The sequence below is a fragment of the Vitiosangium sp. GDMCC 1.1324 genome (genome assembly GCF_003044305.1).
Lineage (GTDB): Bacteria > Myxococcota > Myxococcia > Myxococcales > Myxococcaceae > Archangium.
Window position 1 is genome coordinate 959,465 of sequence record NZ_PZOX01000002.1, and the last position, 21,622, is coordinate 981,086.

Annotated in this window: 16 protein-coding genes; 9 read left to right on the forward strand and 7 right to left on the reverse strand. The window is 69.1% G+C overall.

All coding sequences use genetic code 11. The annotated features are described in order from the left end of the window. Positions 1-308 precede the first annotated feature (308 nt). The 7 genes from DAT35_RS58850 to DAT35_RS08445 all read left to right on the forward strand — a co-directional run bounded on the left by DAT35_RS58850 (position 309) and on the right by DAT35_RS08445 (position 10,272). On the forward strand, positions 309-563 hold the full coding sequence (locus DAT35_RS58850) for a hypothetical protein (RefSeq protein WP_108066358.1): 255 nt from the start codon (positions 309-311) through the stop codon (positions 561-563). A 757-nt stretch (positions 564-1,320) separates the two neighbouring features. Then, positions 1,321-1,812 (forward strand): hypothetical protein, encoded by a 492-nt coding sequence (locus DAT35_RS08420; protein WP_233261359.1) that lies wholly within the window; start codon positions 1,321-1,323, stop codon positions 1,810-1,812. A 135-nt stretch (positions 1,813-1,947) separates the two neighbouring features. Then, the gene (locus tag DAT35_RS08425) at positions 1,948-3,288 is read left to right on the forward strand and encodes a cytochrome P450 (RefSeq protein WP_108066359.1); all 1,341 of its coding nucleotides are present in this window, start codon (positions 1,948-1,950) and stop codon (positions 3,286-3,288) included. Beyond that, the gene (locus tag DAT35_RS08430) at positions 3,285-3,911 is read left to right on the forward strand and encodes a TetR/AcrR family transcriptional regulator (RefSeq protein WP_108066360.1); all 627 of its coding nucleotides are present in this window, start codon (positions 3,285-3,287) and stop codon (positions 3,909-3,911) included. The genes DAT35_RS08425 and DAT35_RS08430 overlap by 4 nt, the downstream gene beginning before the upstream one ends. Before the next feature lie 138 nt (positions 3,912-4,049). Then, the gene (locus DAT35_RS08435; protein ID WP_108066361.1) at positions 4,050-8,168 is read left to right on the forward strand and encodes an adenylate/guanylate cyclase domain-containing protein; all 4,119 of its coding nucleotides are present in this window, start codon (positions 4,050-4,052) and stop codon (positions 8,166-8,168) included. Between the two features lie 92 nt (positions 8,169-8,260). After that, entirely contained in the window at positions 8,261-9,523 is a 1,263-nt protein-coding gene (locus tag DAT35_RS08440; RefSeq protein WP_158501607.1) for an oxygenase MpaB family protein, read from the forward strand. A gap of 2 nt (positions 9,524-9,525) precedes the next feature. After that, entirely contained in the window at positions 9,526-10,272 is a 747-nt protein-coding gene (locus DAT35_RS08445) for a hypothetical protein (protein WP_108066363.1), read from the forward strand. Between the two features lie 7 nt (positions 10,273-10,279). Here the strand turns inward: DAT35_RS08445 and DAT35_RS08450 are convergent, their stop codons facing one another. The 6 genes from DAT35_RS08450 to DAT35_RS08475 all read right to left on the reverse strand — a co-directional run bounded on the left by DAT35_RS08450 (position 10,280) and on the right by DAT35_RS08475 (position 19,185). Then, the gene (locus tag DAT35_RS08450) at positions 10,280-12,385 is read right to left on the reverse strand and encodes an alkaline phosphatase (RefSeq protein WP_233261360.1); all 2,106 of its coding nucleotides are present in this window, start codon (positions 12,383-12,385) and stop codon (positions 10,280-10,282) included. A gap of 420 nt (positions 12,386-12,805) precedes the next feature. Next, positions 12,806-13,300 carry a GNAT family N-acetyltransferase gene (locus tag DAT35_RS08455; protein WP_108066365.1) on the reverse strand — a complete coding sequence of 165 codons (495 nt, stop codon included), beginning with the start codon at positions 13,298-13,300 and terminating at the stop codon, positions 12,806-12,808. Positions 13,301-13,318: 18 nt separating this feature from the next. Further along, on the reverse strand, positions 13,319-15,490 hold the full coding sequence (locus tag DAT35_RS08460) for a S9 family peptidase (protein WP_108066366.1): 2,172 nt from the start codon (positions 15,488-15,490) through the stop codon (positions 13,319-13,321). A gap of 86 nt (positions 15,491-15,576) precedes the next feature. Continuing rightward, positions 15,577-16,923: an ATP-binding protein gene (locus DAT35_RS08465; protein ID WP_108066367.1), complete on the reverse strand. Its 1,347-nt coding sequence runs from the start codon at positions 16,921-16,923 to the stop codon at positions 15,577-15,579. Beyond that, positions 16,920-18,743, reverse strand: a complete 1,824-nt coding sequence (locus DAT35_RS08470; protein ID WP_233261361.1) for an ATP-binding protein — start codon at positions 18,741-18,743, stop codon at positions 16,920-16,922. The genes DAT35_RS08465 and DAT35_RS08470 overlap by 4 nt, the downstream gene beginning before the upstream one ends. 223 nt (positions 18,744-18,966) lie before the next feature. Continuing rightward, positions 18,967-19,185 (reverse strand): DUF2378 family protein, encoded by a 219-nt coding sequence (locus DAT35_RS08475; RefSeq protein WP_108066368.1) that lies wholly within the window; start codon positions 19,183-19,185, stop codon positions 18,967-18,969. A gap of 151 nt (positions 19,186-19,336) precedes the next feature. Between DAT35_RS08475 and DAT35_RS08480 the strand changes: the two genes are divergently transcribed. Beyond that, a complete protein-coding gene (locus DAT35_RS08480; protein WP_108066369.1) occupies positions 19,337-19,663 on the forward strand; it encodes a ubiquitin carboxyl-terminal hydrolase 14 in 327 nt (108 codons plus the stop codon). A gap of 9 nt (positions 19,664-19,672) precedes the next feature. On the opposite strand, the gene DAT35_RS08485 is transcribed toward DAT35_RS08480, so the two are convergent. After that, positions 19,673-20,920 (reverse strand): triacylglycerol lipase, encoded by a 1,248-nt coding sequence (locus DAT35_RS08485; RefSeq protein WP_108066370.1) that lies wholly within the window; start codon positions 20,918-20,920, stop codon positions 19,673-19,675. A 278-nt stretch (positions 20,921-21,198) separates the two neighbouring features. On the opposite strand from DAT35_RS08485, the gene DAT35_RS08490 reads away from it, so the two are divergent. Next, the gene (locus DAT35_RS08490) at positions 21,199-21,618 is read left to right on the forward strand and encodes a M48 family metallopeptidase (RefSeq protein WP_108066371.1); all 420 of its coding nucleotides are present in this window, start codon (positions 21,199-21,201) and stop codon (positions 21,616-21,618) included. Positions 21,619-21,622 lie beyond the last annotated feature (4 nt).

Here is a 21,622-nt window from a genome sequence, read left to right on the forward strand (position 1 = left end):
GCGATCTCGCCGCCTTTTAGAGCCGATGGACACGGCCGAGATGATATCCCCGCCGCACAGCGGTCGTTAAATCGAGAGGACGTCGCGATGTGCCCCGCGCAGCGAAGGGCGCCCTGCGCCGCTACCATCAGCCACTGAGGTACAGGTGGTGATGTCCGAAGGCGCAGGCCCCCTCGCTCCTTCTCACCTACAGTCCGATTCCCCTCGGAGGAGCCCCTCAAAAAAATGGGTAAGGTCGAAGTAGGAACCGTTTGACACCTTCCCCAGGTTAAGGTGCGCCGTCTCACTCAATCCACTCGAGGTGTCCCGTGAAGCGTTCCTTCTTTGCGGTAGCGGTCCTGTTCAGTGTCTCCCTCCTGGGCTGTGGAGGGTCCGACATCGAGGTTCAGTCCGAGGAGCCCGCGACGGCCTCCGTGGAGTCCGCGCTCTGCTCCTCCGGAACGCCGGCTTGCGAGCAACTCGACCTGACCCAGTGCCCCAAGAGCGGTTTGAAGACGAACTGCTGCGCGTTCGGGAACACCTATTCGTGTTCCTGCTTCGCCGGCGTCTGGGCGTGCCCCTGAGGTCTGCTGCCCCGGCACACGGAAGCCCCCTCCGGCAGGTCGACTTCAGCCCGCGGGATGGGGCACGCGATTCCATGTGCCGTCGTGCCCCCGCTCGCGGCGGCGCTCCTGAGCCACATCGCCCTTCGCCGGCTGAGGTCCCCGGTCCGATCAACAGTCACGAGTCGAACGCATCGGCCGGTCAATCCACCCTCCGACTCCCAAGGCCTCTAGACTCTCCTCATGGAGGTCTGAGAATGCGTGGGAGCCCGGTCCTTTGGATGGTGGTCTCGTGGTGCCCGCTCCTGTTCGCATGCGCAACAGTGCAGCCCTCGGCGCCGCAGGAGCCAACGCAGTCTCGGGCTCGTTACGAGCAGAGTCTGGACTCGGCCACGAACGCATGCCGCGAGAACCCCGCCTACTGCGCCACGATGGCCGGCGAAGAGACAGTCGTTCCGGTCTCGCCTCCTGTCATCCGAGTGGTTCCTCCCACAACGAGCGAAGCAAACACGGAGGTGCCCACCCAAGAGGTATCGGAAAGTGCCTCGCCCGACGCGTCCGATTCGGATGAATCAGAGGACCGGGTTCCCACAGAAGATGAGCGGCGGCGAAGACGCGACCTGTGCAGGGACTACTACGACCGATGCATCCAGGCACGCGGCGGCACGCCAGGACGTAAGTACAACGAGACCCAATGCCTGGCTTGCTATGACTACTGCTACCGGAGAGGCTTCTGGCCCGCTCGGGTCAATGGCAAGATCTGCCGGGGAACATGAGCATGAGTCGTAAACGGCAGGCATGGTGGCGCTCGGTCGCGTCGCGGAGGGACCAACTCCTTCAGGAGCTATTCAAGGCCAGGGCACCCTTCCCTGAGCTCGAGCGCGCGCTCCTGGTCCAGGAGAAACAGTTCCTGCGCGAAGCCCGCACGGAGACCGAGCGCAGGCTCATCCGGGCGCGCACCTCCCGAACCCTGTTCACCGAAGCCTTCGCCTTCGGCCTTCCCTGGAAGGAGTTCGGACGCGTGCTGCGCCGGTTCCAGCGGGTGGGCCTCTTCGATTCGGACGATCGCGTGCACGCGGCCTGCCTCTACGTCCAGTCCCTGGACCTGTTCCCGGAAAGAGCCCGTGAGGCCTGGGCCATGCTCGACGATGCCGAGCGCAAGACGAAGGCCCTGCGCCGCCGGAATCCCCTCCGCGACGAGAACCTGGAGGCCATCGCCCACACGAGGCAGGTGGCCCGGGTGCGCGGACCCGAATCACACGAGCGCTAGAACCAGGCACTCCGGCGCAAGCCAACAGCCAGCCTCCTCTCACTGCGTGCACCCTCGAGCTCGGGTTGCAGGAAACTCTGGAAACGCTTAGAGTTTCCTCAGTTTCCGCCGCTCGCATCCCCGAGAGGACGTGCCATGTCCACCCTGCCGCTGCCGCCTGGGCCCCGCTACCTCAAGCCCTTGCAGACGTTCCGCTTCCTCAAGGACGCCTCGGCTTTCTTCACCGACTGCCGCACGCGCTATGGAGACCCCTTCACCGCGCCGCTGCCGGTGGGCGATGTGGTCGTCACCGGAGACCCCGAGGGCATCCGCGACATCTTCAGCGCGGACCCGGCCCTCTTCGAGCCGCTGGGCCACCTCGTCCTCGCACCCGCCCTGGGGGAGAATTCGCTGCTCCTCATGGGCGGGCAGCGCCACAAGCGGGAGCGCAAGCTGCTCATGCCTCCCTTCCACGGCGAGCGCATGCGCGCCTACGGGCTGCTGATGCGCGACATCACCCTGCGCGCCGCCGAAAGTCTGCGCCCCGGCGGCACCTTCCGCGCGCAGGACGTCACCCAGTCCATCTCCCTGGATGTCATCATCCGCGCCATCTTCGGCATCGATGAGCCCGAGCGCATGCGGCGCTACCGCGAGGTGCTGACGGCCTATATCGAGTCCTACACGCCCCTGCTGATGGCGGCGACGCCCCTGCGGCGCTCGTTCGGCGGCGTGGGGCCCTGGGCGCGCTTCCAGCGCCACGTGGCGGAGCTGGACCAACTCCTCTCGGAGGAGCTCGCCACCCGGCGCGGGCACGAGGAGGGCCACATCGACATCCTCAGCCTGCTGCTCAACGCGCGGGACGAGGAAGGCCAGCCCATGACGGACGCGGAGCTCAAGGACGAGCTGCGCACCCTGCTGCTCGCCGGCCATGAGACCACGGCCATTGGCCTGGCCTGGGCGCTGCACCACCTGCACCACCACCCCGAGACGCTCCAGCGGCTGGTGGAGGAGCTGGCCCCGCTCGGCGCGCTGCCCGAGCCGGAGGCGCTCGTGAAGCTGCCGTACCTGGGCGCGGTGTGCGACGAGGCCCTGCGCCTGCACCCCGTCCTCGCGGTGGTGGGCCGCCGCACCGTGGCCCCCTTCACCCTGCGCGGACACGAGCTGCCCGCGGGCACCGGTATCATGGCCGCCATCTGCGTGGTGCACCTCGACCCGGCGCTCTACCCCGAGCCCGAGCGCTTCCGTCCCGAGCGCTTCCTCGAGCGCAAGTTCTCGCCCTTCGAGTACCTGCCCTTCGGTGGCGGAGCGCGGCGCTGCATTGGAGCGGCCTTCGCACAGTACGAGATGCGCATCGCCCTGGGCACGCTGCTGGCCGCGCACCGCTTCTCGCTCGCGAGCGACACGCCCGAGCGCCCGGTGCGCCGCAACATCGCGCTGGGCCCCGAGGGCGGCGCGCAGCTGGTGTATGAAGGGCCGCGTCACGGAGCCCTCGCATGACGGAAGCGGACGATGCGCGCGCTCGCATCCTGGAGAAGGCGGTGGAGTTCTTCTTCACCCACGGCTACTCGCGGGTGACGATGGATGAGATCGCCACCGAGCTGCGGATGAGCAAGAAGACGCTCTACCGTCACTTCTCCAGCAAGGAGGCGCTGGGCGAGGCGGCCATCGCCTCCAGCATCTCCCAGCTCGGCGAGGAGCTCTCGTCCATCCTGAAGAACGAGCGGCTGGACTTCGGCGAGCGCATCCAGGGCTTCGCGAAGGTGTTGGCGGGCCGCTATGGGCGCGCTGCCGTGGTGTTGAGGGACCTGCAGCGGGACGCTCCCGCGCTGTGGCAGCGGCTGCTGGAGCTGCGGCGCGAGTCGGTGCAGACCCGCTTCGGCCAGCTCTTCGCCGAGGGAGTGAAGGCCGGCGCCGTCCGCGCGGACGTGGAGCCGCGCCTGGTCATCCGCATGATGCTCACCCTGGTGGACCAGGTGCTGCGGCCGGACGTGCTGGCGGAGCTGGGCATGACGGCCGAGCAGGTCTTCCCCCGCATGCTGGGGGTGATCCTCGACGGCATCCGCACGGGGCGTGAAGCGCCCTCGCGCCCCACCGGGAAACCGCGCGGCCCGCGGGCGTAGGGCCCCCGAGACCACCGGGCTCGCCTGCCTGCCTGCTCGCTGTGACGAGTCGTGAGGGTGGCTGGAGCAGCAGCCATCTGCTACGAAGGGCAGCACTCCCGCCCCGGTCTACCCCCTCCCGGTGGTGGTGGGCCCGGCATGAGTTCCCCTTCGAGGCTGCACGCACTGGCGGCGTTCCTGCCCGGCTCGCTGGTGCGCGCCCTCCTGGAGGATGAAGCGCGCCCGCGAGAAGGAGCCTGGAGCGAGCAGCAGGGCGCGGTCCTCTTCGCCGACCTGACGGGTTTCACCGCCCTGGCCGAGGCGTTGGAGCAGAGCGGCCCTTCCGGCGCCGAGCGCCTGCGCGGCATCCTCGACACGTGTTTCTCCCGGCTCATCGACACCATCAGCGCCCATGGCGGTGACGTGCTGCGCTTCGCCGGGGACGCACTGCTGGCGCTGTGGCCGGTGGAGCCGTCTGGCGAGCTGTCACGCGCGGTGAAACTGGCGTCCCGGTGTGCCCAGGCGGCCCAGTCCCTCCTGGACGGAAGCGAGCCGGTGGACGGAGTGCGGCTGCGGCTGAAGGTGGGCATTGGCGCCGGGACGGTGCGGCTGTCCGACGTGGGTGGAGAGAAGGGACGCTGGGACTTCCTGGCCTCGGGCGAGCCGCTCATGGAGATGGCCCAGGCGGAGCACGCGGCACAGCCGGGGGAGATCATCCTCGGCCCGAGCGCCTGGCATCTGCTGGGGACGGCCCAGGGCGAGCCCCGGGGCACGGCGGGCTGGAAGCTGGTGGGCATGCAGCCCGTACCGCTGCCGGACGTGCGCCCGCCGGAGCCGAAGCCGGAGCTGGAGCCGGCACTGCGCGCCTACCTGCCCATGGTGGTGACACACCGGTTGGAGGCGGGACACGACCAGTGGCTGTCCGAGTTCCGCACCGTCACGGTGCTGTTCATCAACCTGGGTGCGAGGGAGCTCGCCGCCGGCCAGCGGCCCGAGGAGCTACAGCGCGCGGTGCGCACGCTCCAGACGGTGCTCTTCCGCTACGAGGGCAACGCCAACCAGGTGGTGGTGGATGACAAGGGCGTGGTGATGGTGGCGGCCTTCGGGCTGCCGCCGCTGTCGCACGAGGATGACGCGGCGCGGGCGGTACAGACGACGTTGGATTTGCGGGTGGCGCTGAGGGCGCAGGGAGTGCACTACAGCATGGGCCTGGCCACGGGACGCGTCTTCTGCGGGACCTCGGGCGGGGCCACGCGGCGCGAATACGTGATGGTGGGCCACACGGTGAACCTGGCCGCGCGGCTGATGCAGGCGGCGGTGGATGACGTGCTGTGCGATGCCACCACGCTGCGCCAGGCCTCCACACGGCTGCGCTTCGAGACGCTCGCGCCGCTGCGGATGAAAGGGATTACGCACCCGGTGCCAGTCTTCCGTCCCGAGGAGAGCACCCCGGGTACGGAGACCGGAGCCCGGGGAGCACGGGTGGTGGGCCGCCAGCAGGAGCGCACGCGGCTGGCATCGCTGGTGCGGACGCTGGCGGAGCGGGGCGTGGGCGGCACCGTGCTCCTCGAGGGCGAGGCCGGCATCGGCAAGTCCGTGCTGGTGGACGAGGTGCTGCAACGGGCACGGACCTCGGAACTGTCCACGGCGCTGGGCGCGGGCACGGCGGTGGAGCGCACCTCGGCCTGGCACGCGTGGCGTTCCGTGCTCTCGCGGCTGCTGGGACTGGACGGACTGCCGGACGCGGCCGCCCGCACCGCGCACCTGCTGGAGCGGCTGCGCGCCCGGCCCGAGCGCGAGACCTGGGCGCCGCTGCTCGGCGGGGTGCTGCCGGTGGAAGTGCCGGAGAACGAGGTGGTGCGCAACATGTCCGCGGGCCTGCGCGGCGCCAACACGCGCGAGCTGCTGGTGCAGCTGCTCGACGAGGCCACGGCGGAGCGCCCGCGGCTGGTGGTGCTCGAGGACGCGCACTGGATGGACTCGTCTTCCTGGGAGCTGGCGCTGGCGGTGCAGCGGCGGGTGAAGCGGCTGCTGCTGGTGCTCTCCCTGCGCCCTCCGGGCGAGTCCGCCCCTCCCGAGTACCGCTCGGTGCGCGACGCGCCCGGCACGGTGCTCCTGCCCCTGGAGCGGATGCCGCATGAGGACGTGCAGACGCTGGTGCGCCAGCGGCTCGGCGTGCGCCACCTTCCCGCCCAGGTGGCCGCCTTCATCCGAGACCGCGCCGAGGGCCACCCCTTCTTCAGCGAGGAGCTGGCGTGCGCCCTGCGCGACGCGGGCTACCTCGTCATCGAGCGCGACGAGTGCCGGCTGGTGGGGCGCGCGATGGAGAAGATGGGCCTGGACCTGCCCGGCACCATCCAGGGCCTGCTCACCAGCCGCATCGATCGGCTCACACCCCAGCAGCAGCTCACCCTGAAGGTGGCGAGCGTGCTCGGCCGCACCTTCTCCTTCGAGCTGCTGCGGGCCGTGCACCCGGTGGAGCGGGACCGGGCCACGCTGCCAGAGCAGCTCGCCGCGCTGGAACAACTGGGCCTGGTGCAGCACGAGGACGACGCCCGGGGGGGCGCGATGTATGCCTTCAAGCACGTGCTCGTGCAGGAGGCGGCCTACCACCTGATGGCTTTCTCCCAGCGCCGGGAGCTGCACCGGGCCGTGGCGCTCCTTCACGAGCGAGAGCAGGAGGAGCGGGGCGAGCAGCTCCAGCCGCTGCTGGCGCACCACTGGCGCATGGCGGAGGAGCCCGAGCGGGCGCTGGAGCACCTGGAGAAGGCCGCGGAGGCCACCTTCTCGCGAGGGGCACACGCGGAGACCATCGCCCTGCTCAAGCGGGCCCTGGAGCTGTCCACGAGTGGCCCCGAGCCCGTGGACGAGCTGCGCCGGGCCCGGTGGAACGCGCGGCTCGGCAACGCTTACTACATCCTCGGGGAGGCGGAGCTCTGCCGGACGCACTGCGAGAACGCCCTGCAACTGCTCGGACTGTCGATGCCGTCCTCACGGGTGGGCTGGGGCAGCCGGCTGGCGTGGGAGCTGGTGCGGCACGCGTCGCGCATGACGCTGGGGCGCTGGCTGCCGGAGCCGGGGACGCCCGAGGAACGGGAGCGGCTGGCGATCGCCGCGAGCGTCTTCAGCACCCTCTCCGAGCAGAGCTTCTTCGCGGACCGGATGCTGGAGCACATGGCCGCCAACTTCGCCGCCGTCAACCACGCGGAGGCGGCGCGCGACTACACGCCGGCGGCGATTGCATACAACGCGGTGGGCTACATGGCGGGCCTGGGCCGGATGCACGGGCTGGCGGACCGGTACTTCCGCCGGGTGAGCGCCGCGGGTGACGCCTGCCCGCCCATCACCGACATCGTCCATGGCGCCTACCAGCTGACCTTCGGGCGCTGGGAGGAGGGCCTGGACCAGGTGGAGAAGGGCATCGCCGCGGCCAGCCGCATCAACGACCGCGCCACCATGTGCACGGGCCTGGAGGTGCTGGGCATGGGGCTGGAGATGGCGCGCGAGCCGGGCGCGGCGCAATACGTGCGCGAGTCCATGCTGCGGGTGGCGAACGAGGCCTCCAACGCCGTCAACATGATGTGGGCCCTGACGGAGATGGCCTCCACGCTGATGCAGCTCGCGCGGCTGGACGAAGCGGTGGAGCGGTTGCGGGAGGCGGAGGTGCTGCTGCCGTGGGCGGACCCGCTCGCCGTGCTGCGCTACCACTGCAACGCAGCGCTGGTGGCGCGGCGCACGGGAGCGAACACCCAGCTCGTCGTGCACGCACGCGAGGCCCTGCGCATGCTGCGCGGACGCCCGCTGGTGGTGTGGTCCGACCTCACGTCCCTCACCGCGCTGGCGCAGGCGTGCCTGGAGCTCTGGGAGGAGTCACGCGGCGCGGGAGACACCGCGGAGGCCGAGCCCCGAGCCCTGGCCGCCACGTCCATCCGGGCGCTGCGCAAGGCGAGCCGGCTCTACCCCACCGCCCTCAGCCGCACTGCACGCCTGGAGGGAACCCAGGCCTGGCTGGAGGGCCGCACCGAGCGCGCCCAACTGCTGTGGCAGCGGGCCATCGACGACGCGCGCATCTACCGCATGCCCACCGACGAGGGGCTCGCCCATTACGAGCTGGCCCGCACCGCCCCCGCGCCCAGCGGCACCCGCTCCATCCACCTGACACGGGCCCGCCGCATCTTCGAGCGCCTGGGTGCTACGGGTGCGTTACAGACACTCGACGCATTGGAGCGGTCCGAGCAGCCCCAACCTGAGACGGCACCCAAATCCTCGGCGGTGTGAAGGGCTTCACAGCATCTCGGAATGCGCCGCCTACAATGACAGGCCAGCGGGAGGGGGGAGCGTTCCAAATCGTCCCGCGGGAGCGACACATCATGCCGTCGAGCCTTTGGACTCACGATTTCCTGAATGAGATGCGGTCGAAGATGGATCCGCTCGCCGATGCCGTCGTCGAAAGACTGTTCACCGAGGGAAAGGTGGATGGCATCAACCGGCTGATGCGGACCCTCGTCGAGAACGACGACCTGCCCGCCAGCCAGCTACCACCCTACGTGATGGAGTACCTGGCCCGAACGCAGGCCTCCGTGCCGAAGCTGGACCCGGAGAAGCTGCGCCAGGGCCAGGAAATCTTCGACCTGTTCGGACCCGAGGTGATGATGATCCTCGGCTTCTACTCGCTGCCGGCGTCCTACGCGGCGCGCAAGGGAGTGCAGGTGCTCTACCGCACCGGCTTCCTGCAGAAGCGTCCGGTGCGGCGCGTCTTCGAGACGGCCCAGATGGTGGTGGACGTGATGACCGAGGGAGGCATGGAGCCGGACGGCCGGGGCGTGCGCACCACGCAGAAGGTGCGGCTGATGCACGCGGCCATCCGGTACATGATCCGCCACGACACGCGCCACCCCTGGGATGCGCAGGAGCTGGGCCAGCCCATCAACCAGGAGGACATGGCGGGCACGCTGATGACGTTCGCCTACGTGGTGCTGGAGGGCATGAAGGCGCTGCGCATCGACCTCACCCCGGAGCAACAGGAGGCGTGGCTCTACGCGTGGCTGGCGGTGGGACGCATCCTCGGCGTGGACGAGCGGCTGATGCCCACCAACGTGGAGGAGGCGCGGCAGCTCACCCTGCTCATCCGCCAGCGGCAGGTGGCGTTCTCGCAGGAGGGCGTGGCGATGACGGCAGCCCTCATCGAGGGCATGCAGGCGCTCACGCCGGACATCCTGGATGGGCTGCCGGCGAGCATGATCCACTTCTTCCTGGACCAGGACCAGTGGCAGGGGCTGAACGTGGCGGACATGCTGCAGGTGCCCAAGCCGGACTGGACGGCCATCATCCCGCAGGCGGTGAAGTACGTGTGCGAGGTGACGGACTGGGTGGGTGACAACACCTTCCTGGCGGCGAAGCTGCTGCGCTTCATCAGCAAGGACATCGTCGAGGGAATGCTGCTGGTGGAGCGCGGAGGCCAGCGCACGCCCTTCTACATCCCGGACCACCTGCAGGACCGGTGGCGCATCAAGCCGGGCACCCGGGCTGCGAACTCCCGGCGCAGGAGCGAGACCGAGGCCGCCAACCTGGCGGCAGCCGCCCAGTTGCAGAGCGCCGCCGGGCAGAACGACTCCAGCAGGAAGGTGGCCTGAACATGCATCCGACCTTTTCCTTCGAGCAGGTTCGCGGTGGGCCTTTCGACCCGTTCGCGTGGTTCAACATCATCGGCGAGATTGGCTGCGTCTTCTGGATACTCGCCTACGTCTTCATCATCCGGCAGAGCTTCAAGGACAAGTCCTACGGCCTGCCGATGGTGGCCATCTGCATGAACCTGGCGTGGGAGTTCCTGGCCTCGTGGGTCATCCCCAATCCGGTGCCGCTCTGGCACTTCTTCGACCGGGTGTGGTTCTTCGTGGACCTGGTCATCGTCTACCAGATGCTGCGCTACGGCCGGGAGCTGCAGACGATTCCGGAGATTCAGCGCAACTTCTACGGGGTGGTCGCCGGCACGGCGATGCTGTCGGCGTTCGGCCTGTATGCCTTCTACGTCCAGTACCACGACATGCTGGGGCTGATGGGCGCGTTCATGGTGAACCTCGTCATGAGCGTGACGTTCATCTTCTTCGCCTTCTCGCGCCGGCACCAGGACGGGCGTGGGCTGTCGGTGCCCGCGGCGTGGTGCAAGATGCTGGGCACGCTGGGCACCTCCATCGAGTGCCACTACGTGATTGGCATGACACAGGACTGGCTGGGCGGGCTGAACTTCCTCACCTTCCTGTGCCTCTCCATCTTCCTGTTCGACTGCCTCTACATCTACGTGGTGACGAAGGCGGCGAGGGCGGCGGCGAAGGAGCCGGAGCTCGAGGTGCGGCAGGAGCAACCGGCCCTGGTGGCGGCCTGAGCGAGGCTCACGCCACGTCGATGGAACCGGGCCGGACCCGGAAGTCGAGGCGGGAGAAGAGCCCCGCGAGCTCCTCGGGCCGGTCCGCGTAGTCCTCCCCGATATGGGCGCTGGGGATAAGGTGGTACGAGGCCCGCGCCTCCTCGGACCCCACCTCCACCACCGTGAAGCCATGACGGTCGGTGTCCACGAAGGCGATGCCGGGATTGGCCTCGCGGAAGGTGGCCTCCATCTCCGTGACGACGTAGCGGTAGACGGCCGTGCCGGGAGGGAAGCCCGCAGCCGCCACCTCCGTACCGGCCTCCTCCTTGACGGCCGTCGAGGAGATGGCGGGCGCGGTGAGCGCGGGCACTCCGGACTCCACCGACGCGAAGGAGGCATGGATGTCTCCCGCGACGACGAGGACCCGGCCCCCGGCGCGGTCTCGCAGCGCGGTGAACAGCTCGCGCCGCTTGTCGGGGAAGCCGTCCCACTGGTCCACGTCGTAGTAGTAACGGTTGCGTACCGACGCCGGCTCGACGTCCGTCTTGGCCCGCAGGTCCCAGATCATCGACGTGGGTGACACCGAGCTCACCACCACCTTCCACGTCTCGGAGCCCTGTGCCGACTCCAGCAGCGCGGCCTCCTGCGTCTCACCCAGCGCGTCCTCGGCCTTGTGCCCGGAAGTGGCGTAGCGCCAGGCCGCGTACACGTCAAAGGTGTCCTTGATGACGACGTAGCGCGAGCCCACACGGGTGAACAGGTCCGTCTTGCCCATGTGCACGAAGGCCAGCCCGCGCGGCTTGCCCGCAGGGTCGATGGGGCCTGCCCCCGGCTGCGCCGCCGCCACCAGCACCGGGTTGACGTAGGCCAGCGCGAGGAGGCCCGTCACGGCCGCCGCGGCCCGAGCCGCCGCATCCGCCGACGTCAACCCGGCCGACACCGCGAGCTGCACATACGCCCCTTGCAGCACGGCCTTCTGGGGCGGGAACTCGTCGATGTTCACGTACGCGAAGGTATCCGCCGCGAAGGCGGTGGTGAGGCCCAGCGAGGCCAGCACCGCCGCGTCCATGGCGACCGTGGCGGGATAGGCACCCTCGGGGATGAGATGGTCCGGCCGGTAGGTGCGGTAATCGGCGACGAACAGCCGCAGGAGGCTCCCGAAGGCGAAGTCGCGCCAGATGCGGGTATCCGGGTAGCGCGGCACGCTGTCCACGTCGATGGCCCCCGGGGGCGCGTCGGTGGTGTCGATGGGCAGATACTCGAAGAAGGCCAGCTCCGCGTTGCGACGGCGGTCGGGCTCGTACTCGTCGGTGCGCCCGTTGGTGTACGTGGCGTGCGCGTCCCAGCAGTCGTCGGAGAACTCGTGGTCATCCCAGGTGAGGATGAAGGGGTAGCGCTCGTGCACCTGCTGGAGGAAGGAGTCGGAGCGGTAGGTGCGATAGAGGTCGCGATAGTTGGACACCGAGTTGGCAACCAACTCCGAGTGCCCTCCGCCCAGGTCTCGCGGCATGGCGGAGCCCGGGTCGGTAAAGCTCACGTTGCGAGCGGGGTCGGGCGAGGGAACGGCCGACGAGTCGGACTCGTAGATGTAGTCGCCGATGAAGAGGACGAAGTCGAGGTCCTCGTCGAGCTGCATCAGGCGATGCCAGGTGTTGTAGTAGCGCCCACGGAAATCCTGGCAATTGGCCACGACGAAGCGAACAGGCACGTCGTCGTCCGAGGCGGGCGCGGTGCGGGTCTGACCCGTCCTCGAGACCAGAAGCTTGCCCTTCCGCTCGAGGACGAAGCGGTAGAAGTAGCGGGTCCGAGGCTGAAGGTTCGTCACCTTCACCTTGAGGATGTGGTCATGCGCGGACGCGGCGTGCAGCCCATCCAGCACCAGCACGCGATCCGTGAAGTGCTCGTCCCTGGCGACCTGGAGGGAGAGCACAAGCTCCGTGTCCGGGCTCTCGGGGTCCACCGCACGAGTCCACAGCACCACACTGCTCGAGCGCGGGTCTCCCGAAGCCACCGACTGGGGAAAGTAGACGTGCCCATCGTCCACATCGTCATCGTGACAACCGAGGGCAGTACTCGCCGCCACCGCGACGATGCACTTCAAGATGGTGCGGCGGTTCAGGGACTGGGACAAGGAACGCCTCCGCGTCGACCCGGGCCAGGACGGACCCGGGAGACAGGAGGCTACGGAGCGAGCACGGACATGCATCTCCGACTCCGGGGCAGCGTGTCTCCCGCTCGCCATGCCAGGGCCGGGAGCGTCCACTTCCCGGCACGACACTCGGGGCCATGCTCCGCCCCGAGGCGCTCGCCAGGGCAGGCGTGAGCCCCAAGCGCCCACCTCCCGGGCGCACTCCGCATCGACTGGTCCGACCACAGGGTTGGTCAGAACAGATAGGGAGTGGCGGCCGAGCGAGGAAGCCCCCAGTCTTGGCAGAGAGAAGGGCATTCGCCATGCCCTCCAGCCGCTCAGGCTCAATCCGCTGTTCCGACCAACCCTGCCATCGGACCAGTTGCGGGAAAACGCGCCCGGAGGGTCCCTCGCCTTCGAGGCTCAATCCGTCTCGGAGTCCTTCAGCTCGCGCGTCATCTCCACCATGGTGGTGCGCCAGCCGAGCCGCGCGAAGAGCCGCTGCGCCGCATCGTTCTTCGCCGCCGTCATCAACATCACGCGAGGCACGCCCTGGGCCCGCAGCCGCCGAATCATCTCCTCGGCGAGCTGCGCGCCCACGCCACTCCCCCGCTCCGACTCGTCCACCCAGACGTCATGCAGCTCGCCGTGCTCGTCGCGCAGCGCGTTCCAGTCACGCGCTTCCACGGTGGCATAGGCGTAACCCACCACCCGTCCGTCCCGCTCCGCCACCAGCACCACCGCGCCCTGGCGCTTCAGCTCCCGCGACAGCCACCAGCGGTAGCCGGACTCCAGGTCCTCCTCGGGCGTCATGAAGCGCTCGGGGTCGTAAGAGTGGTGCAGGCGGACGAGCGCCGCGCCCATGCGTCCCAGCGCGGGCGCGTCCTCGGTTCGAGCAGGCCGGATGGTGAGGGTCATGTCAGGCGTCCTCCGGGGTTACTGCTCCACGCCGAGCTGCGTGAGCATGAAGGCCTGATCGAAGGCGATCTCCTTCAGCCGGTCATACCGTCCGGACGCTCCGCCGTGCCCTGCGTTCATGTTGATTTGAAACAGCAGCGGGTTCTTGTCCGTCTTCAGCGCGCGCAGCTTCGCCACCCACTTGGCCGGCTCCCAGTACATCACCTGGCTGTCATTGAAGCTCGTCTTCACCAGCATCGTCGGATAGGCCTTCGCCGCGACGTTGGTATAGGGGCAGTACTGCCGCATGTACTCGTAGTCCTCCTTCACCTGCGGGTTGCCCCACTCCTCGAACTCGCCCACGGTGAGCGGCAGGCTCGCGTCCGACATGGTGTTGAGCACGTCCACGAAGGGCACGTGCGCCACTACCACCTTGAAGAGGTCCGGGCGCAGGTTCGTCACCGCACCCATCAGCAGACCGCCCGCGCTCCCACCCTGGATGGCCAGCCGCTCCTTCGAGGTGTAGCCCTGGGCGATGAGCCCCTCGGCCGCGGCGATGAAGTCCGTGAAGGTATTCATCTTGTGGCGCATGCGGCCCGCGTCGTGCCACGGCTTGCCCAGGTCGCTCCCGCCGCGAATCTGCGCGACGGCCACCACCACGCCCCGGTCCAGCAGCGACACGTCGTTGGAGTTGAACCCCAGGAAGGCCGAGTTGCCGTAGGCGCCGTAGCCCCTGAGCATCAGCGGCGCGCTCCCGTCCTTCTTCAGCTCCTTGCGGTACACCAGGTTCACCGGCACCTTCGCGCCGTCCTTCGCCTCCACCATCACCCGCTCCGTCTGGTAGCGCGAGGCGTCATAGCCTCCCAGCACCGGCCGCTGCTTGAGCAGCTTCCGCTCGCGGCTCGCCATGTCGTAGTCGTAGACGGACGGCGACGTGACGGGCGACTGGTAGCTGATGCGCAGCACCTTCGTGTCCCACTCCTCGTTCATCTCCGGGTACACGGCGTATACCTGCTCGGGGAAGGCCATCCGGTGCGTGGCGCGCGTCTTCAGGTCCGTCAGCGCAATCTGCTGCAACCCGGCCTCGCGCTCGTACACCACCAGGTGGTTCTTGAAGAGGGCGATGTGCTCCAGCAGCACCGACTCGCGGTGGGGAATGAGCTCCTTCCAGTTCGCGCGGCCCGGCGACTTCACCGGCGCGGTGACGACGCGGAAGTTGCGGCCTCCCGAGTTGGTGCGGATGTAGAAGAGGTCTCCCCGGTGGTCCACGAAGTACTGGTGCTCCTGCTCACGCGGCGCCACCACCACCGGGGCCGCCGTGGGCTTGCCAGCCGGCAGTACCCGCACCTCGCTCGTGGTGTGGCTCTCCGACGGGATGAAGAGGTACTCGCCCGAGCGCGAGCGGTACGCCTGCAGCACGAAGCGCTCGTCCTTCTCCTCGTACACGAGCACGTCCTCGGAGGACGGTGTGCCGAGCGCGTGCCGCCACAGCTTCGAGGGCCGCTTGGTCGCGTCCTCGGTGACGTAGAAGAGGGTGCGGTTGTCCGCGGCCCACGCCACCGACGTCACCTTCTCCATCCGCTCCACGCCGAGCTTGCCCGTGCGCAGGTCCTTCACCTGGAGCGTGTACTGGCGGAAGCCCGTCCCATCCAACGAGTACGCCAGCAGGTTGCCGTCGTCACTCACCTCGGCCTCGCCCAGTCCGAGGAAGGGCTGGCCCTCGGCGAGCACGTTGAGGTCCAGCATCACCTCCTCGGGCGCCTCCAGGTTGCCCTTCTTCCGGCAGAGGATGGGGTACTGCTTCCCCTCCTCCGTGCGCGAGTAATAGAAGAAGCCCCCCTTGCGGTAGGGCACGCTCAGGTCCGTCTGCTGGATGCGGCCGAGCATCTCCTCGTACAGCTTCTGGCGCAGGGCCTCGGTGGGCTTCATCACCTCGGCGGTGTAGGCGGCCTCGGCCTCGAGGTACGCGCGCACCTCGGGGCTCTCCTTCTCGCGCAGCCAGTAGTAGTCGTCCTGCCGCGTGTCCCCGTGCTGGGTGACGGGGTGCGGGACACGCCTGGCCACCGGAGGCACCGGGCCCGAGGGCGCGGGCGCGGCGGCCACCTCGGGAGCGGGCGCGGGCGGAGTGGCCGGCGTGGGCGGAGTGGTGGAACAGGCCACGAGCGCGAGCAGCGCGGCCAGGGACGGAGACAAGAGGCGCAGGGGACGCATGAAGCTCCTGGGGTAAGGAACACAAACCCCGCTCGAGGCGGGGTGCCTCGGCGGGGTAGCTCAAAGCATGGAGGATGGAAAGAAACCTACGGGCCCGACGCCGAGGCCGCGACGTCCGGCAGCTTCGGCAGCTTCACCCGGAAGGTGGCGCCCTCGCCCGGCGTGCTGTCCACCTCGATGGCGCCGCCGAGCCCCGACACGATGCCGTAGCAGATGGACAGGCCCAGGCCCGTGCCCGTCCCCGGCGGCTTGGTGGTGAAGAACGGGTCGAAAATGCGGCCCAGGTGCTCCTTGGCGATGCCCACCCCGTTGTCCTTCACCTCCACCACCACCCAGCCGTCCTCGCGCTGACGCGCGCTGACACTCACCCGCGGCTCGGCCGCCCCCTGCACCGCGTACCCCGCGTTGTTCAGCAGGCCCAGGAAGACCTGCTCCAATCCCTGCTCGCTGCCCTGCACGGGAGGCACGTCCTGGTAGTCCCGCACCACCTGCGCCTTGGGCCCCAGGTTGTAGCTGGCTCCGGACAGCGCATGGTCCAGCACCTCGCGCAGGTCCACCCGCGTCGGCGTCTGCGAGTCCAGCCTCGAGAAGAGCCGGAAGTCATTGACGATGCGCAGAATCCGCTCGGCGCCAATCAGCGCGTCCGAGCACACCTCGCGCAGCTCGCCCGGGTCCACCGGCCTGCCCCCCTTCGCCTGGTCATCCAGCTCCGCGCGGATGAAGCCCACGCTCGCCATGATGACGCTCAGGGGGTTGTTGATTTCGTGCGCCAGTCCCGCCGACAGCCGCCCGAGCGCCTCCAGCCGCTGGGCCTGCACCAGGCGCACCTCCAGCTTCGCCCGGTCCTCCATCTCCTTGCGCAGCCGGTCGTTGGCCACCGCCAGCTCGCGCGTCCACTCCTCCACCTCGCGCGACAGGTCCTCCAGCCGCCGGTGGCTCTGACGCAACAGCTCCCACTTCTCCGTGAGCGCGTGCGCCAGCTGCCGCACCTCGATGTTGTCGAAGGGCTTGCGCAGAATCAGCAGGCGCTGGCTGATGCCCAGCCGCTGCGTCATCTCCTCCCACGAGTAGTCGGAGTAGGCCGAGCAGAGCACCACCTGCAGGTCCTCGTCCTCCTTCCACAGCCGCTGGGCCGTCTCCACGCCGTCGATGCCCGGCGGCATGCGGATGTCCACGAAGGCCAGCGCGTACGGCCGACCCGCCGCCACCGCCTCCTTCACCCGATGGATGCCCTCCTCGCCCTGGTAGGCCGAGTCCACCTCGAAGCCCGCGTCCACGGGCGCGGACGCGGCCCCTCCAAAAAGCGCGGCCTCCATGGCGTCCAGCGCCGTGCTGGCCGGGGGGGCGCACAGAATCTTGCGGAAGTCCTGGTGGATGGCCTGGTTGTCGTCCACCACGAGAATCCGGCGGTTGGCTGCGGTCGGGGCGCTCATGCCCTGCTCTCCTCGCCCGAGATGGGCAAATCTATCGTGAAGGTAGCACCCTGGCCGCGTCCTTCGCTCGAACATGAGAGGAACGCGTCCATCTCCGCCGCCGCCAGTGCGCTGATGTGTAGGCCGAACCCGTGTCCGTCCTTCTTCGTGGTAAAGCCCTGGGTGAACAGCCGGGGGGCGTCCTCCTGGGAGATACCCACCCCATTGTCCGCCACCGCGATGCGCAGCCGCTCGGCGGCCGGCCGCTCCACCCGGATGGTGAGCAGCTTGTCCGCCCGCCCGCTCTCCAGGAGCGCGTGCCGCGCGTTGCTCATCAGGTTGAGCAGGATTTGAAGCAGCTTGTGCCTGTCCACCCGGATCAGCGGCCCCTCGGTGTACTCGCGCTTCACCTGGATGCCCAGGCGCTCGAAGGACACCGCGTGAAGCCGCAGCGCATCATCCAGCAGCGACGTCACCTCCAGCCGCTCCACCACTCCCGAGAAGCGCGCGTGCTCCTGCTGCATGCTCACCACGCTCTTGATGTGCTCCACGCTCTTCTGCAGCGTGCGCACCTCGTCCAGCAGCTCCGCCTGCTCGCTGGTGAGCTGGGTGGTGAGCGCCCGCAGGTAGCTCGGCAGCTGCCGGCCCCGCGCGTCCGCCGTGAAGAAGGCCCCCAGGTCCTCCGTGTGCTCGCCCATCAGGTCCGTGGCCTTCTGCAGGCTCGCCAGCCTCGACTGGTGCAGCCGCTCGGACAGGACGTTGACGGAGACATTCACGCTGTTGAGCGCGTTGCCCACGTTGTGCAGCACGCCGGTGGCCATCTCCGCCATGCCGGCCTGGCGCGACACGTCCAGCAGGCTGCGGTGCATCTCCCCCAGCCGCGCCTCGGCCTCCTTGCGGTCCGTGATGTCCCGGCCGAACACCGTCATCCCCACCACGCGGCCCGCCGCGTCCAGTACCGGGTTGACGGAGATGTCCAGCACCCGGGGCCGCTTGAGCCGAGAGGGCGAGGCCTCGAAGCGCACGCGCTTGCCAGCGAGCACCTGCGCGGTGCACTCCCGCCAGCGCCGACGGAAGGACTCCGGGGCGTTGGACGGGAAGAGCTCCGCCCCGGGCTCGAGCTCCACGCCGATGAGCTCCCGGTACATCTCCTCGAGCGCCGGGTTGGCCGCGATGAGCCGGCCCTCGGTGTCCACGGAGCACACCACGTCCTCCGTGTTCTCCAACAGGCTCGACAGCTTGCGCTCGTGGTCCCTCAACGTGCGCAGCGCCCGCTCGAGCGCGTGGTTCGAATGCTCCCTCGCCACGATGAGCAGCCAGCTCAACGCCCACCCGGTCAGGATGAAGAGCGCGGCGAAGAGGCTGCGCATCCAGGTGGCACTGTCCGCATGGTGCGCCAGCGGCAACACCAGCCCCACGCACAGGCTGGCGAGCGCGGCGAAGACGAAGCCCAGGCGTGGCCCCAACAGGTAGACGGCCAGCATGGGGATGAGCATGCAGCTGGCATGCGTCCCCGCGCTCGCGTTGCGCACGAGCAGCGCGGACACCACGAAGCTCGCCGTCAGCAGCGTGCACAGCAGCAGCGCCGGAATCCGCGAGGAGTTCCCCCGGCCCAGCAGCCACAACGAGACCGCGTAGCCCACCGCGCACACTCCGCCCACCGCCCCGAACATCCGGGGAGAGGACAGGACCGGCACATAGAGGAGGAACAGCACGTCGCACAACAGCAGCACGCCATTGGCGGCCACCAGCAACCGGCCTCGCCCGAGCTCCTCCGCGGAGCCATGACGCAGCCGCTCGGAGAGGAAGGTGTCCAGCCGTGCCAGCAGCCAGGCCGCCACGCTCGCGCGTGCGCTCCCCTGCCCCGGTGGCTCCGAACCCCCACCTCCTTGAGCTCCAACAACCCTGGTGGACATGCTCGACATGAAACGGGCGCCCCTGCCCGGCCCTTGCGGCGCGAGTATGCCCGAAACCCGGCGAGCGCCGCAGAGTGGAGCAAGTAACCGTGTGACGGAAAGAATCCGCTCGCCGAGTCCCCTGCTACCCATGTGGGTAGACTTCGCCTCAGACTCCCGCGCGCGATTCCTCCCACTCCACGTGAAGCCGAGCCCCCTGGCCCTCGCGCGACACCACCCGCGTGCGCACCCGCTGGCCCCCCGCCAGGGCCACGCACGCCTCGATGAAGCCCTGGTAATAGGAGGGCCGATCGCGGTGGGCGACAGCTCCGTGAGGCGCGCCTCCACGGAGTTGTCCGCGCTGCGCATGGCGGTGATGAATGGCCAACGGTCTCCAGCCCCTGGGAGCACGAGGCTGTTCACTGGAGGACGAGGGCCCGGGCACGAAGGGAGGGATTGCCCGGCCGCCCGCTGCCCGGGTGAGTCCCGAGGGCCGGCGCGCGGTGTGCGTACCCTGGAGAGAGAGAGGAGAACTCACCATGGAGACGTCTGGCTGTACGCACCTCGACACCCTGCGCGACGTCCGTCCGAGCACCACCGCTGGATGCGAGGACTGTCTGCGCATCGGCGGCCGCTGGGTGCACCTGCGCCTGTGCCTGGAATGTGGGCACGTGGGCTGCTGCGACTCCTCACCCAACCGTCATGCCACCCGGCACTTCCACGCCACCCAGCACCCCGTCATCCGCTCCTTCGAGCCGGGCGAGGACTGGGGCTGGTGCTACGTGGACGAGGTGATGATCGAAGGGGAGGAGCTCCGGCCCCTCAAGCCCTCCCCCGCCCCCGCGGGCCAGCCCCCACCGGCGTGAGCACCCGGCTCAGGGATGGGCCTCGCTCTGCACCCCAGAGGCGGCCGGGCGGCGCGGCGTGCGGCCGGACTCATGGTAGGCGCGCCCCTCCGTGAAGGAGGCGATGCGCGTCCACAGCTCGGCGAAGGCCAGCGCGTCGAAGCCCGAGGACGAGTTGAGCAAATCATAGCGCTTGAAGGTGCCGTGAAAGCCCCCGGCGCTGTCCGCCTGGAAGTGGCCGATGACGTCCGCGTGGTCCGCGTCGACGAGGTAGCTCGAGGCCGTGTCGGGCCATACCTGGGAGACGGTGTTCACGAGCCCATCGTTGTCGGCCAGCGAGAGCATGCGCGCGGAGCGGGGCTCCATCAGCTTCTGCACGGCCTGCGGCAGGCCCAGGCGCGAATCCGGGGACTCGGCCGTGAAGGCGTAGAGCCGGTTGAAGAGGTCCAACCACCGCCCCGACTTGGGCCGCGCCACGGTGACGATGGAGGCGTAGCGGATGCCGTGCCCGGTGAGGAAGCGCCGCTCGCCCTCGGGGTCGCCCTCGTGCGCGGGGCTGGGAGGCGCGTTCCCGAGTCGCACCGGGCTGAGATCGCTGAGGGCCGAGGTGTCGCAGGCCATGTTCAGCAACCAGCGCAGCAGCTCGAAGTACCCGGCGCGGGCCAGCGCGCTCGGGTAGGCGTTGTGCGAGTAGCAGGCCTGCAGCGTGTCGAGGATCGCGTCGATCCAGTTGGCGGACTCCTGGCGCTTGTTCCGGAAGAGGACATAGCGGAGCAGCCGGCCACTCTGTGCCGTGCCGCGCTCGCGAAGCCCGCGCGCGCTCTCGTAGAGGGCTCGCAGGAGGGGACGGACGAGCAGGGTGCGGACCATCGGCTGGTTCAGCCGGCGCACCAGGTTCGTGCCGCGCTGGGGCGTGGAGAGGAATTGCACCGAGCGGATGCGGCCGAGCACCTGCAACGCGGAGTCCCCGCCGGCCGGGCCCTTGCCCTCCAGCTCCCGGTAATTCAGCAGGAGCTGGCGCAGGTCGAGCCCGCCGGTGGAGTGCCCCACGAGGTGGACCTCATCTCCCGCGCGGATCTCCTTGCGCCGCCAGCGCTCGTCGAGGAAGGAGAGGAGCTGCTCGGCGCGGGTGCGAACGCTGGCCGTGGGCAGGTTGGGAAAGTAGTGCAGGACGAGCGATGTCCGCTCCAACACACGGGTCACACCTTCGTAGTAGCGCAGGGTGCCGAGGGCATCGAACCCGCCGAAGCCCGGAACGAGCACGAGATGTCGGTTCATCGGAGACCACCTCAAGGAGTCGCGCCCCGACGCGGGGCAGCGGGCCAGCAAGGCCAGTCAAGAGGAAGGGGACGCTCGCGACAATCACCCCCGGGTCCCGCGCAACGTCCATCGCCCCACGCGAGAACTCGAGATGTGAACACCTGAACGCCTCGCATCCAGGACCCACGCCTCCACGGCGCCTGGGGCGCATGTGGGAGCGCGTCCGCCAATCCGGAGCACGTGCGCAGGGCATGCGACTACCCGCCCTCCCCCGAGTGGTCTAGAACCCAACATGCATGCATGACGCTCGACACGAGACCATCGCCGAGCTGTGCGCCATGGGCGAGGAGCTCGTGCGGCGGAAGGAGCTCGCGTCCGCGTTGCTGAAGTTCCGCGAGGCCCTCGCGCTCATCCCCCGGCCCGTCGAGGAGCACGACGAGGCGCTCGAGATATTGCGCGCCATCGGAGACACCTGCTTCCGGCTGGGGAGGTTCAGCGAGGGGAAGTACGCCTTGCAGGGCGCGGTGCGCAGCTCCGGGGGCCTGGGCTCGCCCTTCATCCACCTGAGGCTCGGGCAGTGCGAGCTGGAACTCGGCAACCGGGAGCGCGCGGAGGAAGAGCTCTCCCGGGCCTTGCAGGGCGGAGGCGAGGCACTCTTCTCGGGAGAAGCTCCCAAGTACCTCGCGTTCGTGAAGTCCCTGAAGCAGACCGGGTGACCCC